Annotated in this window: 13 protein-coding genes; 9 read left to right on the top strand and 4 right to left on the bottom strand. The window is 42.0% G+C overall.

The window, feature by feature from the left end:
• Positions 1-11: 11 nt before the first annotated feature.
• Positions 12-752, bottom strand: coding sequence for a peroxide stress protein YaaA (yaaA, locus tag BM243_RS03240; RefSeq protein WP_074910249.1), 741 nt, complete (start codon positions 750-752; stop codon positions 12-14).
• Positions 753-895: 143 nt separating this feature from the next.
• Here yaaA and BM243_RS03235 point away from each other — a divergent pair, with 143 nt between their 5' ends.
• Entirely contained in the window at positions 896-1,537 is a 642-nt protein-coding gene (locus BM243_RS03235) for a lactate utilization protein (protein ID WP_074910248.1), read from the top strand.
• Between the two features lie 37 nt (positions 1,538-1,574).
• On the opposite strand, the gene mgtE is transcribed toward BM243_RS03235, so the two are convergent.
• The 3 genes from mgtE to hpt form a co-directional block, all read right to left on the bottom strand.
• A complete protein-coding gene (gene mgtE, locus BM243_RS03230) occupies positions 1,575-2,912 on the bottom strand; it encodes a magnesium transporter (RefSeq protein WP_074910245.1) in 1,338 nt (445 codons plus the stop codon).
• 117 nt (positions 2,913-3,029) lie between these two features.
• Positions 3,030-5,525, bottom strand: coding sequence for a transglycosylase domain-containing protein (locus BM243_RS03225; RefSeq protein WP_083422576.1), 2,496 nt, complete (start codon positions 5,523-5,525; stop codon positions 3,030-3,032).
• A 110-nt stretch (positions 5,526-5,635) separates the two neighbouring features.
• Positions 5,636-6,157 carry a hypoxanthine phosphoribosyltransferase gene (gene hpt, locus BM243_RS03220; protein ID WP_074910923.1) on the bottom strand — a complete coding sequence of 174 codons (522 nt, stop codon included), beginning with the start codon at positions 6,155-6,157 and terminating at the stop codon, positions 5,636-5,638.
• A gap of 101 nt (positions 6,158-6,258) precedes the next feature.
• Here hpt and hflX point away from each other — a divergent pair, with 101 nt between their 5' ends.
• From hflX to BM243_RS03180, 8 genes are all read left to right on the top strand, one after another.
• A complete protein-coding gene (gene hflX / locus BM243_RS03215; RefSeq protein WP_074910240.1) occupies positions 6,259-8,067 on the top strand; it encodes a GTPase HflX in 1,809 nt (602 codons plus the stop codon).
• Complete coding sequence (locus tag BM243_RS03210; protein ID WP_074910237.1) at positions 8,048-8,941, top strand: nucleotidyltransferase domain-containing protein; 894 nt, start codon at positions 8,048-8,050, stop codon at positions 8,939-8,941. Before hflX ends, BM243_RS03210 begins: the two co-directional genes overlap by 20 nt.
• The gene (locus tag BM243_RS03205) at positions 8,941-9,597 is read left to right on the top strand and encodes a YigZ family protein (RefSeq protein WP_074910235.1); all 657 of its coding nucleotides are present in this window, start codon (positions 8,941-8,943) and stop codon (positions 9,595-9,597) included. The genes BM243_RS03210 and BM243_RS03205 overlap by 1 nt, the downstream gene beginning before the upstream one ends.
• 47 nt (positions 9,598-9,644) lie before the next feature.
• The gene (locus BM243_RS03200; protein ID WP_074910234.1) at positions 9,645-10,382 is read left to right on the top strand and encodes a YebC/PmpR family DNA-binding transcriptional regulator; all 738 of its coding nucleotides are present in this window, start codon (positions 9,645-9,647) and stop codon (positions 10,380-10,382) included.
• Positions 10,383-10,413: 31 nt separating this feature from the next.
• Positions 10,414-11,226: a ZIP family metal transporter gene (locus BM243_RS03195; protein ID WP_074910231.1), complete on the top strand. Its 813-nt coding sequence runs from the start codon at positions 10,414-10,416 to the stop codon at positions 11,224-11,226.
• A gap of 161 nt (positions 11,227-11,387) precedes the next feature.
• Positions 11,388-12,200 carry a zinc ribbon domain-containing protein gene (locus BM243_RS03190; protein ID WP_074910229.1) on the top strand — a complete coding sequence of 271 codons (813 nt, stop codon included), beginning with the start codon at positions 11,388-11,390 and terminating at the stop codon, positions 12,198-12,200.
• A gap of 106 nt (positions 12,201-12,306) precedes the next feature.
• Entirely contained in the window at positions 12,307-13,413 is a 1,107-nt protein-coding gene (locus BM243_RS03185) for a PfkB family carbohydrate kinase (protein ID WP_242943497.1), read from the top strand.
• The gene (locus BM243_RS03180) at positions 13,410-14,321 is read left to right on the top strand and encodes a pseudouridine-5'-phosphate glycosidase (protein WP_074910226.1); all 912 of its coding nucleotides are present in this window, start codon (positions 13,410-13,412) and stop codon (positions 14,319-14,321) included. Before BM243_RS03185 ends, BM243_RS03180 begins: the two co-directional genes overlap by 4 nt.
• Positions 14,322-14,374: the final 53 nt, after the last annotated feature.

Here is a 14,374-nt window from a genome sequence, read left to right as displayed (position 1 = left end):
TTGGGTTCTTATTAACCTCTTGTAAAAATGAGTGTTTTCTCGCTTGACAGGGTTGCATTATATTCATATCCACTGTAGTTGAACTCTTTCAGCTGATCAATTCGCTGGACTTTGTTCTTCGCCATGAAGCGAGCCATCTCGCCCCGCGCAATTTTAGCATAGAAAGCGATGATCGGATATGCTCCATTCTTTTTCTCTCTAAACTCAACATCATAAACGATGAGCTTACTCTCATGTAGTCTGGCTGCTTTTGCATATTCTTTTGAGGCTAGATTGATCAAGATCTGATCTTTCGATTCTTTTTCCAACAATAATTTGATTTGATCTCCCCAAAATGAGTACAGATCCTTTCCACGGATGTTCTTAAGCTTTGTGCCCATTTCCAGTCGGTAAGGTTTCATTCGATCCAGGGGCTTCAGCACACCGTATAATCCTGAAAGAATACGAAGGTGCTTATTGAGATATTGGATCTCTTCTTGAGTAAGTGTATCTGCATCGATCCCTCTGAACACGTCCCCTCTGAATAGAAATAATGCAGGATATTCAGCAGCATGAGAATAATTCTGAAAGCGCTCATAGTTCAGTATAGCCAGATCTTCACTGATGCCCATGAGCCTTTCAAGATCTGAGATACTGTAGTTTTTCAGCTCCTCTGCGAGGATATCAGTTTCAGAAATAAATTTTGGACTTGTGGTTCGTATTTTTCTGTTTTCTTCCTTCATTGTTTTTGAAGGTGATACAATAGCAATCATTCGTTCCCTCCTAATATCATTCCGATTAAATTGTATCATACTTAATTGCTGTATTGAAGAAGTTTGGTAAGAAGAAAATCAATACTACTCCCAAAGCGAAAAAGATACGGTATAATAGTTGTATATAAAAAGGGGGAGTTTAAATGGATCAGCATCTTAGTGCAGTATGGCAAATGAAAGTTGAGAGACTTATGAAGAACCTGGAAAAAAACCAGATGAAGGGAACTTTTCTAAAAGACCGTGAGGCCCTTCAAGAGTATATGAATCAGCAGATTCCAGATGGGGTAAAGGTGGCTGTAGGAGGTTCTCAGACACTTTTTGAGGTTGGTGTTATTGAATATTTAAGAACCAGAAATGTAACGTTTTTTGACCGTTATGAGGAAGGTTTGTCCATGGAAGGAAGAAAGGAAGTATTCAGAAACAGCTTTTTTGCAGACTTTTATTTTACTTCGACCAATGCAATTACCCTTGATGGACACCTTTATAATATTGACCATGTTGGGAATCGAGTTGCAGCAATGCTTTTTGGTCCAGATAAAGTGTTTGTGATCATTGGCTTAAACAAAATTGTGGATACAGAAGAGGAAGCTGTAGGCAGAATCAGATCCATCGCAGCTCCTGCAAATAATGTAAAACTCAACCGGGATACTCCCTGCACAAAACTGGGCAGCTGCACAGAATGCAATGCTAAAGATCGCATCTGCAGTGAATATACCTTGATCAAGCGTCAAAGTGTCAAAGATCGAATTGAAGTTCTGATACTGCCGACAGAACTCGGATATTGATATAACAAAAGCTCCTTCATTGAAGAAGGAGCTTTTGTTATATCAGATAACGGATTAAAACCGTAGCAAGTCCAAGGAATATTGAAAACCCAAGTACATCAGTCATGGTTGTGACAAAAACAGACGAAGCCAGGGCGGGATCGATGTTCAGTTTCTTTAATAGAAGAGGGATGAAAAATCCAGCCAATGCTGCAATTACCATATTCAGAAGCATTGCTGCACCAATGACAAAACCAAAGACAAGATTTTGCTCCCAGAGTCCTGCGATTAGGGCAACGATGAGTCCCAAAATTACTCCGTGAATCAAACCTACCAGACTTTCCTTTTTCAAGATCTCTTTCTTGTTTTCAAAGTCTATCTCGCCCAATGCGATTCCCCTTACAATAAGTGTAAGGGTTTGCGTTCCCGCATTTCCACCCATACCTGCGACAATAGGCATAAACACAGCCAGTGCGACTACTTTACCGATGGTGTCATCAAAAAGCCTCACTACTGTAGAAGCGAGCATTGCAGTTCCAAGGTTTACAATAAGCCAGGGAAGTCTGCTCTTGATAGAGTCCAGTATGGTCCCGTCCACTTCTTCTTCTTCATCCAGTCCAGCAAGACGATACAAATCTTCTGTGTGCTCATCAGACATGACTTCAATGATATCATCCAGAGTAATGACCCCCATAAGAATCTGATCTGAATCCACAACAGGCATTGCCATATAGCCGTATTTCTGGAATAAGTTGGAAACTTCCTCCTGGTCCATGTCAATGGGAATGGTCGTGACATTTTGTACCATGACGTCTTTAACCAGGGCTTTTGGTTCAGAAATCAAAATGCTTCGGATGGGGACAATACCTTTTAGCACTTTATGGTCATCCGTAACATAGATGTAATACGGTGTTTCTGCATTTGGTGAAATATCTCTCAGAAACTTCAATGTCTCGTCAATGGACATGGACTCTTTCACAGCGATGTATTCTGTAGCCATAAGACCACCAGCGGTCTCTGGGCTATAGGAGAGTAGTTCTTCCATCTCCTCCCGATAGTCCTCTTCCATCCCATCCAGCAAATTACGCTGACTTTCCTCATCGATGGTTCCAAGCATATCGGCCAGTTCATCGGAGGACATTTCTGAGATGATCTCCTGTTTCTGTTTTTGAGGAAACAAAGAAAGGATTTCATATTTTTCGTCCAGCTCTGCTTCATCAATGACCATGGCAATATACTCATCGGGGAATTTATCCAGAAGATCTTTTGAGTTTCCTTCATAGTCCTGCAGGGCTTCAAGCAGATCTACAGGATGCAGTTCTTCTGATAACTCAATGATTTCTTCAAGTGTTGCATTTTCTATGGTTTCCAATAGGATCTGTTCTTTTGTTTTCATAATCCACCTTCTTTCATCCTGATGCCATCTACTCCAGTATACAGCAGAAGCTGTATAAACAAATAGGACCTCTGAAAAGTTTTCTTCTCAGAGGTCCTGTTTTCATCGGTTTAGGAATTAGTTGCCGTTGCCGTTTCCATTGCCGTTACCCGGATTTCCAGGAGTCTGAGCTGGAGTTTCTGGCTCTTCCGGAATCGGGTCAATTACAGGTGGTTCATAGGTATGAACAGTACATACTTGTTTTGGCTGTGTGCCACTGACAAAAAGGTCAGATGCCACAGTGTTTTCAATGTAGCACTGCTCATTGGGGATTCCACCTGACACAAAGCAGAAGGACGCACTTGTTAGTCCGGATGGTCTTGCGATATCTTTTACCTCAAGTCCTTCATGAAGGTATGCCATAATCTTTCCATAGGCATACTGAGTGGAATAGGAGGAAATACCCCGATCAGTTCCTGGAATCAGGAGACGGGAGTTATAGTCATTTCCAAACCATATGGTTGCTGAGTAATAAGGAGAGACACCTGCAAACCAAAGGTCAATCTGATCGCTTTGATCTCCTTTCGTGTTGGTACCTGTCTTACCGGCCAATGGCATGGAGGTCAGTCTTGTACTTGGTACATTGTTTTTCACTACATCTTTCATCACATCATAGAGTAAATAAGCATTTTGCGCGGAGAGAACCTGAGTGGACTCTGGAATTTTTTCTAAAATGATTCTTCCGTCTGCATCTGTGACTTTCGTATAAAGAATGTTTTCAGTGACAACACCGTTATTGCCGAAGGCACCATAGGCACCTGAAACAATTAAGGGGTTCGCGCCATCTTTGTCCATTTGCTGATTACGTCCTAAGGACAGATAGGCAGGACCCACTGGCCCGAGGTTGTTGCTGCCGTCTTCATTCTTAGGAAATACTAGTCCGAATTTTTCTCCATAGGACATGGCCACTGACTGATACTCACCTAAACCTAACAAAGTTCTCATAGCTACAGTATTGTAGGAGTTCACCAATGATTTTCGGATGGTGGTGGGACCGGTGTATCGGAAATTCACGTTGTTTGGATAACTTGTACGGTTACCAGGTACATTGATGGAGTTCAAGATGGCGTTGTCCTGAGGCCTCTTAAACTGCTCATCAAGAGCTGCATACCCTAAAGTGATAGTACCAGACTCCAGTGCAGGGCCATAAACGGTAAGGGGTTTTGTGGCAGAACCTAATCCTCTAAGAACACCCAAAACACCAAAGGTATCAGAATAATAGCTTCTGTTTTTTGTTCCAGGGGTTGAGGCATCACGTCCTCCCACGAGGACTTTAACCTGACCGCTCTTATAATCTACTGCAGAGAAAGCGGCTTCGGCCTCTCTTCTGTCTTCTTTCTCCACAATGGTTCCCGTTGCTTTATCTTCTTCTTCCAATACGAGAACATATTCTGCTTTTACATTTTCAAAGTCAGAGAGAACGGATTGAGCATATTCCTGTGCATCTCTGTCCATGGTGGAGTGAATGACCAATCCCCCATAGGCAATCATTTGCTCAATTTCTTCGTCGGTATATCCTTTGACTTCCTTAAGATCAGCTTTGACCTGGTCAAGGACTGGACGGGTGAAGTATTCATAATTGTATTTGTCAGACACGATACTGGTCTGGTTGAACACAATTCCCGTTTCTAACACATCCGTCTGGTAGTTGTATTCTTCTTCAGTGATTTCTCCTGATTCAAATTTCAGGCGCAATTCTTCGCCTTTTGCGATTTTTTCATCAGGATCTATCAGTGCAGAGTTCAGCTGTTCTGTATACTGCGCATGCTCTTCTTCAGTGATCTTCTTGTTGTCTCTCATAGCGTTCAGGACAAGCTGAGTACGGTTGATGTACTTTTGCGGATTTGCCGTGGAGCTTTGTGAGAATGCATAAAAGTTTGTTGGGCTTTGGGTTGTGCCCGCGATATAGGCAGCTTCGATTACAGTCAGGTCTTTTGAGGACTTATTAAAGTACTGTCTGGCTGCCGCTTCCACACCGTTGGCTCGACCGCCCAGGAAGATGCTGTTGAGATATGTTTCCAGAATCTGATCTTTTGTCAGCATTTTCTCTGCGCGAAGGGCCATGAAGATTTCCTTGATTTTTCTTTCATACTTCTGCTCTCTTGTGAGGAAAGTATTCTTGATAATCTGCTGCGTCAGTGTGGAACCACCCTGCATGTCTCTATTGCCGGTGACCTGACCTATTATGTCTCGAAGAGTAACACCTATCGTTCTTCTGTAATCCACACCTTTATGTTTTTCAAAACGTTCATCCTCAATGGAAATGAATGCGTCAATGATATTCTGCCCCATGTCTTCCAAAGCGATGGGGAAACGAACCTCATCGGTATGGATCAGGTCCATCTGATTGCCTTCATCATCCAGCACAATACTGGGCTCATTTAAAGAGAGAAAGCGGTTGATGGATACTTCAGGAGCTTCTTCTGCAATATCAAGGACAATTTTGGCCACATAGAGTGAACCTGCCATTGTTATAATCATAAACAAAATAAAAAAGAACTTTACGAATTTCGCGAAATAGGTGAAGGAGTTGCTTTTGGCGTTCTTTCGCGTATTTGGCTTACTTACCATCATCTTACCTCCGTAGAATATTTACCTAAGTATTATAGCATAAAAGATGCTCTACCTTGAAGTAGAGCATCTTTATTAAACTCTTAAGATTCCTTGACAATTCTCTTCTAGAACTATTTCCAGTTGAAAACATAAGGGATGTTTCGATAGAAATCCCCATAGTTCAGGCCATAGCCAACAACGAAGACATCTTCGATTTCGAAGCAGCAGTAATCTGCAGTAATGTCGACTTTTCTTCTGGATGGCTTATCTAACAGGGTACAGGTCTTTACTGAATTCGCGCCTTTGGCTTTGACATACTCTACGACAAACTCCATGGTGATTCCGGTATCGATGATATCATCCACAATGAGCACATCATAGCCTTCAATGTTGTCAGGCACATCATTTACAACCTTACAGCTGCCATTGGATGTTTCGCTGTGTCCATAAGATGAAGTTGTCATAAAGCCGATGGTTGTGTCTAAATCGATGGCACGCACAAGATCCGCTGTGAAAATGAAACTACCTCTAAGCAGAGACAGAACATACAGTTTTTTACCTTTATAGTCCTCAGTAATTTGTGCTCCTACAATCTTAACCTTATCCTGAATCTCCTCAGCTGATATGAGAATATTTCTCTCTTTGTTTTCCATGAGCTTCATTCACCGTTTCCTTTCAAAGTGTACATATTAAAGTAAATAATATATAATTGATGTGAATATGTCAAGAACCTTGAAAAAAAGGAGGAAATCTTGTGATTACTGGAAATATTGAAGGTGTACGGAAGCGTATCCTAGAAGAACTGGAAGCAATTTTTGATATAAAAACAGAAAAATACTCATTTTTGAATGATGATATTATCCATATCATGACGAAAGCCACTGAAGAGCTCAACCGTGAAGTCAGTGTGCTTATTGACCGTAAGGGAAAGGTGCTGGAAGTCACCATAGGTGACAGCAGCACTGTTTCTATGCCTTTGGTGGACTTAAGGGACAACAAACTCTCAAGAGTAAGGGTCGTTCATACACATCCCAACGGCAATCCGAATCTTTCAGCACTGGATATTTCAGCACTGGTAAAAATGAAACTGGATGCAATAGTTGCCATAGGCGTCAAGGAAGCACCAGAAGTGGTCATGGGCTTTCTTACAGTAGAGAATCAGAGAATTCATGTGGAAGCCACAAAACCCCTCAGTGTAGAGGAAGCCCAAAGATTCAATATCATTGATCGGATCCTCTTTAATGAGGGTCTTCTTCTGGATGCGGAAGATTTGGAAGAGGAAGAAGAGCGGGCAGTCCTTATCGGGCTAGATTCGGAAGAAAGTCTATATGAGCTTCGGGAACTGGCAAAAGCTGCAGAGGTTTCTGTAGGAGAACTCCTGTATCAGAAGAGAGCAACCCAGGATAATGCTTATTATGTCGGCAAGGGTAAAGTGTCTGAAATCAGAGATGCACTGCAGCTTTCAAGAAGCAATATGGTCATCGCTGATGATGAACTGTCAGGCAGTCAGATCAGAAACCTTGAGGATGAGCTTGGGGTGAAAGTCATTGACCGAACGACGTTGATTCTTGAGATATTTGCGAAAAGAGCCAGAAGTAAAGAAGCGAAGCTTCAGGTGGAACTAGCTCAGTTGAAATATAGAATGTCGAGACTTATTGGTCTTGGTACGGTTATGTCCAGAACAGGTGGAGGCATTGGAACGAGAGGACCTGGTGAACAGAAACTGGAGATTGACCGTCGGAAGATCCGAGAGAGAGTGAATGATCTAAGAAACGAACTGAAAAAAGTTGTGGCCATTAGAGGCGTCCAGAGAGAAAACCGAAATCAGAATGAGATTCCAAGAATCTCTCTAGTGGGGTATACCAATTCAGGTAAATCCACGCTCAGAAATGCTTTGGCTGATATTGCGTCAAAAGATGCGGTGGTGAAAGAAAAGGTTTTGGAAAAGGATATGCTCTTTGCGACACTGGATACAACTACAAGAGCATTAAGTCTTGAAAATAATAGAGTGGTGACGTTAACGGATACGGTAGGATTTGTCAGAAAGCTTCCCCATGATCTTGTGGAAGCATTTAAATCCACACTGGAAGAAGTAATCTATTCCGATCTCTTGGTTCATGTGATTGACGGGTCAGTGGATGACTGTCTGAAACAAGCAGTTGCAGTGGATGAAGTGCTCAATGAAATTGGTGCTGGTGAAACTAGAAAGATCATTGCCATCAATAAAATTGATAAAGGGAAGAGTTATGTCACGGAGCAGGTGGAAGAACTATACCATGGGAAGTATCCTATCATTGAGATATCTGCAAAAAATGGAACGAATCTGAAAGAACTGATGGAGCTGTTTAATGAAGTTCTTCCAGATCATTTGCTGGAAATAGAAGCGCTCATACCATATGACCAGCAGAAACTCATTTCATCTGTACACGAGAGTGGTGTGCTGCTTCAGGAATCCTATGAGGAACTGGGAACGAAGATCAAAGCCAAGATTCTGAAAAAGGACTTTGTGAAATTTGAACCCTTTATCATTGAAGGAGGAGACCATGAAGAATCTAATCATTGAATATCAGAGAGTTTATCATGAAGTAACCAAGAGTATGAGCGATACACGAGATATTCTGGCAGCTTTTGTTTTTGGCAGTATTGTCAATGGAGATCTTTGGGAAAACTCAGATATTGATTTCTTTGTGATTTATGATGGTGAAGAAGAGGGCGTCGAAAATGTCTATTCAATGGAACATGGGGTACCGGTGCATTTTAAGGTGATGAGCAAGAAAGAGTTCATGACTTTAAAAGGGCTTGAGGTGAAGGGAAGTTATATTCATAGAATTTTTTCCTCTTCCAAGCTTGTTTTCTCGAAAGACAGTGATATTACAGAGCATTATAACCAATGCAGATTTTATCCTGAAATGGACAGAAGAAAATGGACACTGTCTTACTTGGGAAAACTCATTAAAAGCATAGATGCGACAGATAAGTTTCTTCATAACAGAAACTATTATGGCGCATACAATTCCGTCCTGGAGTCCATGGAGCTCTACGCTTCTGTTTATGTCAACTCCAGAGGATATATGATCTCCAAAGACACCATAGGGATGGCTGCAGGCCTTGATCCAGGCTATCAGGAAAAGTACCAGTACCTGGTTTCCGGCGAAAATCTGGAGATAAAAATAAGACAGGTGAACAAGTACCTGAAACAGACCATAGATCAGGAAATTACAGAAGCTTCCGAAGTGATTCTTCAGTACTTCAGAGAAAAATCGCAACCAATGAGCGCGAGGGAGATCATTGCAGACCATCTGTTCCAGAACTTCGATATTCAGATGGAAGGCATTCTGAACCTTCTTCATCACAAGAATCTTTTAAAAAGAGACTTCAGAGAAGTGAAGACACCTTCTGGAAAAGAACTTATAAAGGAGAACGTGTACTGGCTGTAATGGGATATAAAACGGTTTTACGAAAATCAGAGTCAGAATTTGTAGAAAAGAAATCTACTTTTATAGGAGCTTGTAAACGGGTTTTCTCAGAAGAGGAGGCAAGAGCTTTTATTGATGAGATCAAAGCGAAGTATAAAGATGCGAGGCACCATGTGTATGCCTACACCATTGGCGAGAACATGAATGTTCAAAGATACAGCGATGATGGTGAACCGCAAGGTACGGGGGGGATTCCCATACTCGAGGTTCTTAAGAAAAATGACTTAAGAAATGTGTGCGTTGTTGTCACAAGATACTTTGGCGGGATTCTCCTTGGAGCTGGCGGCTTAACTAGAGCTTATGTGAAAGGAGCATCGGATGCTGTAAAAGCTTCTGGTATTGTGGAGAGGGTTATAGGTTTTGAAGTGGACCTGCACATTGAATATGATCTTTTAGGGAAGGTTCAATACTATTTGAGGGAGCAGCAGATTGAGACAGAAGAGATTGTGTACACATCAGAGGTTACACTGAAGATCTACATTGAAGAAACTGTGCTGCCTATACTAAAAAGCGATATAGTCAACCTTACATCCAGCCATGCAAGAATCTCCGTTTCAGATGCGTCTTTATACTACAAGATGGAGCAGCGGCTCTATAAAGAGTTTGAAGAAGGCTAGCAGGAGTGCTATAATAGTGGATTGTAAGAAAATGGAGGGTGATTGATATGTCAGGACATTCTAAGTGGCATAATATTCAAGCGAAAAAAAGCAAGGTAGATGCCAAAAGAGGAAAGATTTTTACTAAAATCGGCAAGGAGCTGATGATGGCAGCGAAGGATGGAACAAATCCAGAAACCAACGCAAAGCTGCGGGATGTGATACTGAAGGCGAAAGCAGCCAACATGCCAAATGATAACATCACAAGATTGCTGAAGAAAGCTGCGGGCGATGTAAACAGCGCGAATTACGAAGACATGGTTTATGAAGGATATGGCCCCAATGGCGTAGCAGTGATTGTGGAAGCTTATACGGACAATAAGAACAGAACAGCAGGAAATGTAAGACATATCTTTGATAAGTTCGGTGGGAATCTAGGGACTTCCGGTTCAGTTATGTTTATGTTCAATAAGAAGGGCCAGATTGTCATCGAGAAGACGGAAGAATTGGATGAAGAAGAAATCATGATGCTTGCGCTGGAAAGTGGGGCTGAGGATATGACTTCCGAAGAGGAGGTTCTAGAAATCATTACGGAGCCTGAAGCATTTGATGCTGTAAAAGCAGCGATTTCAGAAGCAGGAATTGAAATCCTCGAAGGTGAAGTGACTATGATTCCCAACGTGACTACGTCATTGGATATAGAAACATCCATCCTGTTCCAAAAATTAGTGGATAAGCTGCTGGAAGATGAAGATGTGGATAATGTTTATCATAATGCAGAGTTCCATGAAGATTTCGAAGGATAAACACATACTATCTGGAAGTTGAGGTGAGCCTATGGTTGCATTCTTTGAACGTTTCGATCCCACCATTCAGGCCTTATATGCCACGTTGTTTACATGGGGAGTTACAGCCTTGGGATCAGCGCTGGTTTTCTTCTTTAAAACCATTCATAAAAAAGTGTTTGATACGATGTTGGGGTTTGCCGCAGGTGTAATGATTGCTGCAAGTTTCTGGTCTCTGATTAGTCCGGGCATTGACCTGGCTGAAGAAATGGGATTCAATCCATGGCTTATGGCGGCCATGGGATTCATGTCAGGCGGGCTGTTTCTATTTATAGTAGATAAGACTCTTCCTCATATGCATCTTGGATTAGGTCCCAAAGTGAAGGAAGGTCCTAAAACATCCTGGCAGAGAAGTGTTTTGCTGGTTCTAGCCATAACTCTCCACAATATTCCAGAAGGGCTGGCAGTGGGGGTGGCTTTTGGGGCTGTAGCAGCCGGAATTGAATCCTCGAGCCTCATGGGAGCCATTGCCCTTGCCATTGGTATCGGGCTTCAGAATTTTCCTGAAGGGGCAGCCGTTTCCATTCCACTCAGGCGTGAAGGGATGAGCAGATCAAAAGCATTTCTTTATGGTCAGGCTTCTGGAATCGTTGAGCCCATTGCAGGTGTTTTGGGTGCTCTGCTTGTTCTAAGCATGAGAAGTATTCTACCGTTTGCCCTGTGCTTTGCGGCTGGTGCAATGATTTATGTGGTTGTGGAAGAATTGATACCTGAGGCGCAGTCAAACAATAACTCGGACTATGCAACCATGGGGGTCATGGTAGGTTTTACCATCATGATGATCCTGGATGTTGCACTTGGATAATACAAGAAAGAATGGATCAGATATTGTGATATCTGGTCTTTTTCATTGCAAGATGTTTTGCTTCAGACAGATTCACTTTTAAGGAAAAGTTTATGCTTTACAAAGAATCGTATAATGTCACTGGTGTATAGTGGAAGTAATAATAAAGTAGGTGATGGATTTTGAAGTGTTCGATTTGTGGACATGGCAATGTTGAAGGAAGCAAGTACTGTAACCAGTGTGGTTCTCCTTTAACTGGTAAAAAAGTTACTCTGGGCGGATATAGCTCGGATCATCAAAAGTTCATAAGTTCTCGGACACAAGATCACAATCCGCAGTTTGTAAAAGATGAAAGCCGTCCGTTTAATGAACTAAGAAAAAGACCGGACGAGGATGGGATCTATGATCCAGATCATGAACTCAATAAGCCTAAAAAGTCCATCATAATGCGCATGACATTGGTTATTCTGCTGGCTTTGTTTGTGTTTGTAGCGTATAATGCAGTAAAAATTGCTGTGGATACCCAACAAGAACGTATCGCTCAAGCGGAGATAGAAAAGCAGCAGCAAGCCTTGGCTGAAGAGCTGAAACAGTTGGAGAACTATCGGGAGAAGTTTAATACAGTTGTGGAAAGCTATGAAAATCAGAGCAAGCTCATAGAAGAGAATATCGCGCACCTGACGACGCTTCGTGTCAACAGATTCATGAAAGGTCTGGGACTAGGAGATGTTTTCAATGGGATAGTGAATAAAGTCCTGGATGTGTCTGATGTATATGACCTTAAAGAACGAAGCGCCACACTAAATGTCCTGGTGGAAGAGCTTGCATTGCCTCCTGAAACCTATTTGGCAAAGTATGAGACATTAGGAGTGCTGAAGAATGTTGAGAATTCAATTGCTCAAATGATTTCGGGAGATATCACATCTGAAACGAAAGACAACCTGATAGAGTTACACGAGGAGTATAAGAGGCTCCTTGTAGATATTAAACGATAAACCGCAGTTTTCTGCGGTTATTTTTTATGGAAACTCTTGATTCTGGTATGATCTTACATTATAATACAAGCATAAGCTTATTAATTAAGCATTAGCTTATTTAGGGGTGATCAAAATTACACAGAGAGAATTCGAGATTATTGAAATCATCAAGAAGAATCCGTTTGTATCACAGCAAGAAATTGCGGAAGCACTGCAAATCACAAGGTCCTCCGTAGCTGTCCATATCACCAATCTCACGAGAAAAGGTATCATAAGAGGTCGAGGCTATGTGGTTGATGAGAGAGATCACGTGTCAGTCATAGGTGGTGCCAACATGGATATTGTTGGTTATCCATTTCATGAACTGAAACGTCAGGATTCTAATCCGGGTGGCGTAAAAGTCTCCCTGGGCGGCGTAGGCAGAAATATAGCAGAGAATCTTGCAAGACTAGGTACACATACCAAAATGTTCACTGTCGTTGGTGAAGACATCTATGGAGATCAGATCATCAAAGAATCAGAAAAAATAGGGATCGATATGAGCCATGTGAAGAGAGTGCAGGAGGAAGGTACTGGTACGTATCTGGCCATTCTTGACCATGAAAATGATATGGATCTGGCCATTGCTTCGATGAATATTTTCAAGAAGCTGGACAGAAAATATCTGGAGGATTCTAAACAAGTGATTCTTAAAAGTCAGGTGATCGTATTTGATACGAACTTGGAAGAGGAGATCTTCCGATATGGGGTAGATTTATTCAAGGAGAACGATCTGTTTTTGGATACCGTATCCCATACAAAAGCATTGCGAGCAAAGAGTGTCATTGGGGCATTCCATACCATAAAACCAAACAGGCTGGAAGCAGAAGCTCTATCAGGCATCGCTATCCAAGATTACCATGACTTGGAGAAGGCCTGCGGGTTTTTCCATTCTGAAGGGGTTAAGAATGTTTTTATCACACTGGGACCAGAAGGGGTTTTTTATAGCGATGGTCTAAAGAACGGGATGATGAAAGCACCAAAGATGACACCGAAGAATGCCACGGGAGCTGGAGATGCATTTCAGGCAGCTTTAGTGTACTCAGAGCTCCATGGTTTTCCAATCAAGGATAAGGTGAGATTCGCCATTGGAGCATCCGTCATGGCAATGAATGCTTATGAAACCATTAATCCGGACCTGTCCGAAAGTGAAATCAGAAAAATAATGAAAAAAGTGGAGGAAATGAAATGAATCAGTATGTAGTTACAAGCCAGGAAGTAAAGGAAGCGTTAGAAAACGGAAAGCCAGTGGTGGCATTGGAGTCCACGATTATATCTCATGGTATGCCATATCCCAAAAATGTTGAAACTGCCCTTCGAGTGGAAGAAATCATCAGAGAAAACGGAGCAATACCTGCAACCATCGGTATTATTGGTGGCGTTCTGAAAGCAGGGCTTACAAAAGAAGAGATCGATTATATGGGGAAAGCTCCTGATGTTGCAAAGGTCTCCAGAAGGGATATCCCTTACATTGTTTCTATGAAGAAAGATGGTGCGACCACAGTTGCTTCCACAATGATCATTGCCGATATGGCGGGGATCAAGATTTTCGCTACAGGTGGTATCGGTGGTGTACATAGAGGCGCTGAAACAACCATGGACATTTCCGCGGATTTAGAAGAGCTGGCGGCTACTGACGTTGCTGTAGTATGTGCTGGTGCAAAATCCATCCTCGATATCGGATTAACACTTGAATATCTTGAAACCAAAGGTGTGCCTGTATTTGGTTATGGCACAAAAGAGCTTCCAGCTTTTTATACCAGAAAGAGCGGTTTCCCAGTGGACTATCGAATTGACACACCAGAAGAGATGGCATCAGTTCTGAAAACCAAATGGTCACTTGGGCTTCATGGAGGAGCACTCATTGCAAATCCGATTCCGGAAAACTACTCCATGGACGAGGCTTTCATCACAAAGGTCATTGAAGATGCAGTCGTTGAAGCGAATGAGAAAGGGATTAAAGGTAAAGAGACAACCCCATTCCTTCTTGCAAAAATAAAGGAAATAACTGGAGGAGATTCTCTTGAATCAAATATCCAGTTGGTATTCAACAATGCAGAAGTTGCTGCAAAAGTTGCTGTAGCGTATTCTAAACTGTAAGGACCTTTAATGCTCATTTAATCTTCTTCCGTTAGAATGAGGACATAGTTCAA

The organism is Proteiniclasticum ruminis, assembly GCF_900115135.1.
GTDB lineage: Bacteria > Bacillota > Clostridia > Clostridiales > Clostridiaceae > Proteiniclasticum > Proteiniclasticum ruminis_A.
This window is presented reverse-complemented; position numbering and strand designations above follow the sequence as displayed.

Bases quoted from the DNA above. Each gene is read 5' to 3' on its own strand.
- BM243_RS03180 (WP_074910226.1), top strand. From the start codon at position 13,410: ATGAATCAGTATGTAGTTACAAGCCAGGAAGTAAAGGAAGCGTTAGAA.
- hpt (WP_074910923.1), bottom strand. From the start codon at position 6,157: ATGGAAAACAAAGAGAGAAATATTCTCATATCAGCTGAGGAGATTCAG.
- BM243_RS03210 (WP_074910237.1), top strand. From the start codon at position 8,048: ATGAAGAATCTAATCATTGAATATCAGAGAGTTTATCATGAAGTAACC.
- BM243_RS03235 (WP_074910248.1), top strand. From the start codon at position 896: ATGGATCAGCATCTTAGTGCAGTATGGCAAATGAAAGTTGAGAGACTT.
- BM243_RS03225 (WP_083422576.1), bottom strand. From the start codon at position 5,525: ATGATGGTAAGTAAGCCAAATACGCGAAAGAACGCCAAAAGCAACTCC.
- yaaA (WP_074910249.1), bottom strand. From the start codon at position 752: ATGATTGCTATTGTATCACCTTCAAAAACAATGAAGGAAGAAAACAGA.
- BM243_RS03200 (WP_074910234.1), top strand. From the start codon at position 9,645: ATGTCAGGACATTCTAAGTGGCATAATATTCAAGCGAAAAAAAGCAAG.
- BM243_RS03195 (WP_074910231.1), top strand. From the start codon at position 10,414: ATGGTTGCATTCTTTGAACGTTTCGATCCCACCATTCAGGCCTTATAT.
- BM243_RS03205 (WP_074910235.1), top strand. From the start codon at position 8,941: ATGGGATATAAAACGGTTTTACGAAAATCAGAGTCAGAATTTGTAGAA.
- mgtE (WP_074910245.1), bottom strand. From the start codon at position 2,912: ATGAAAACAAAAGAACAGATCCTATTGGAAACCATAGAAAATGCAACA.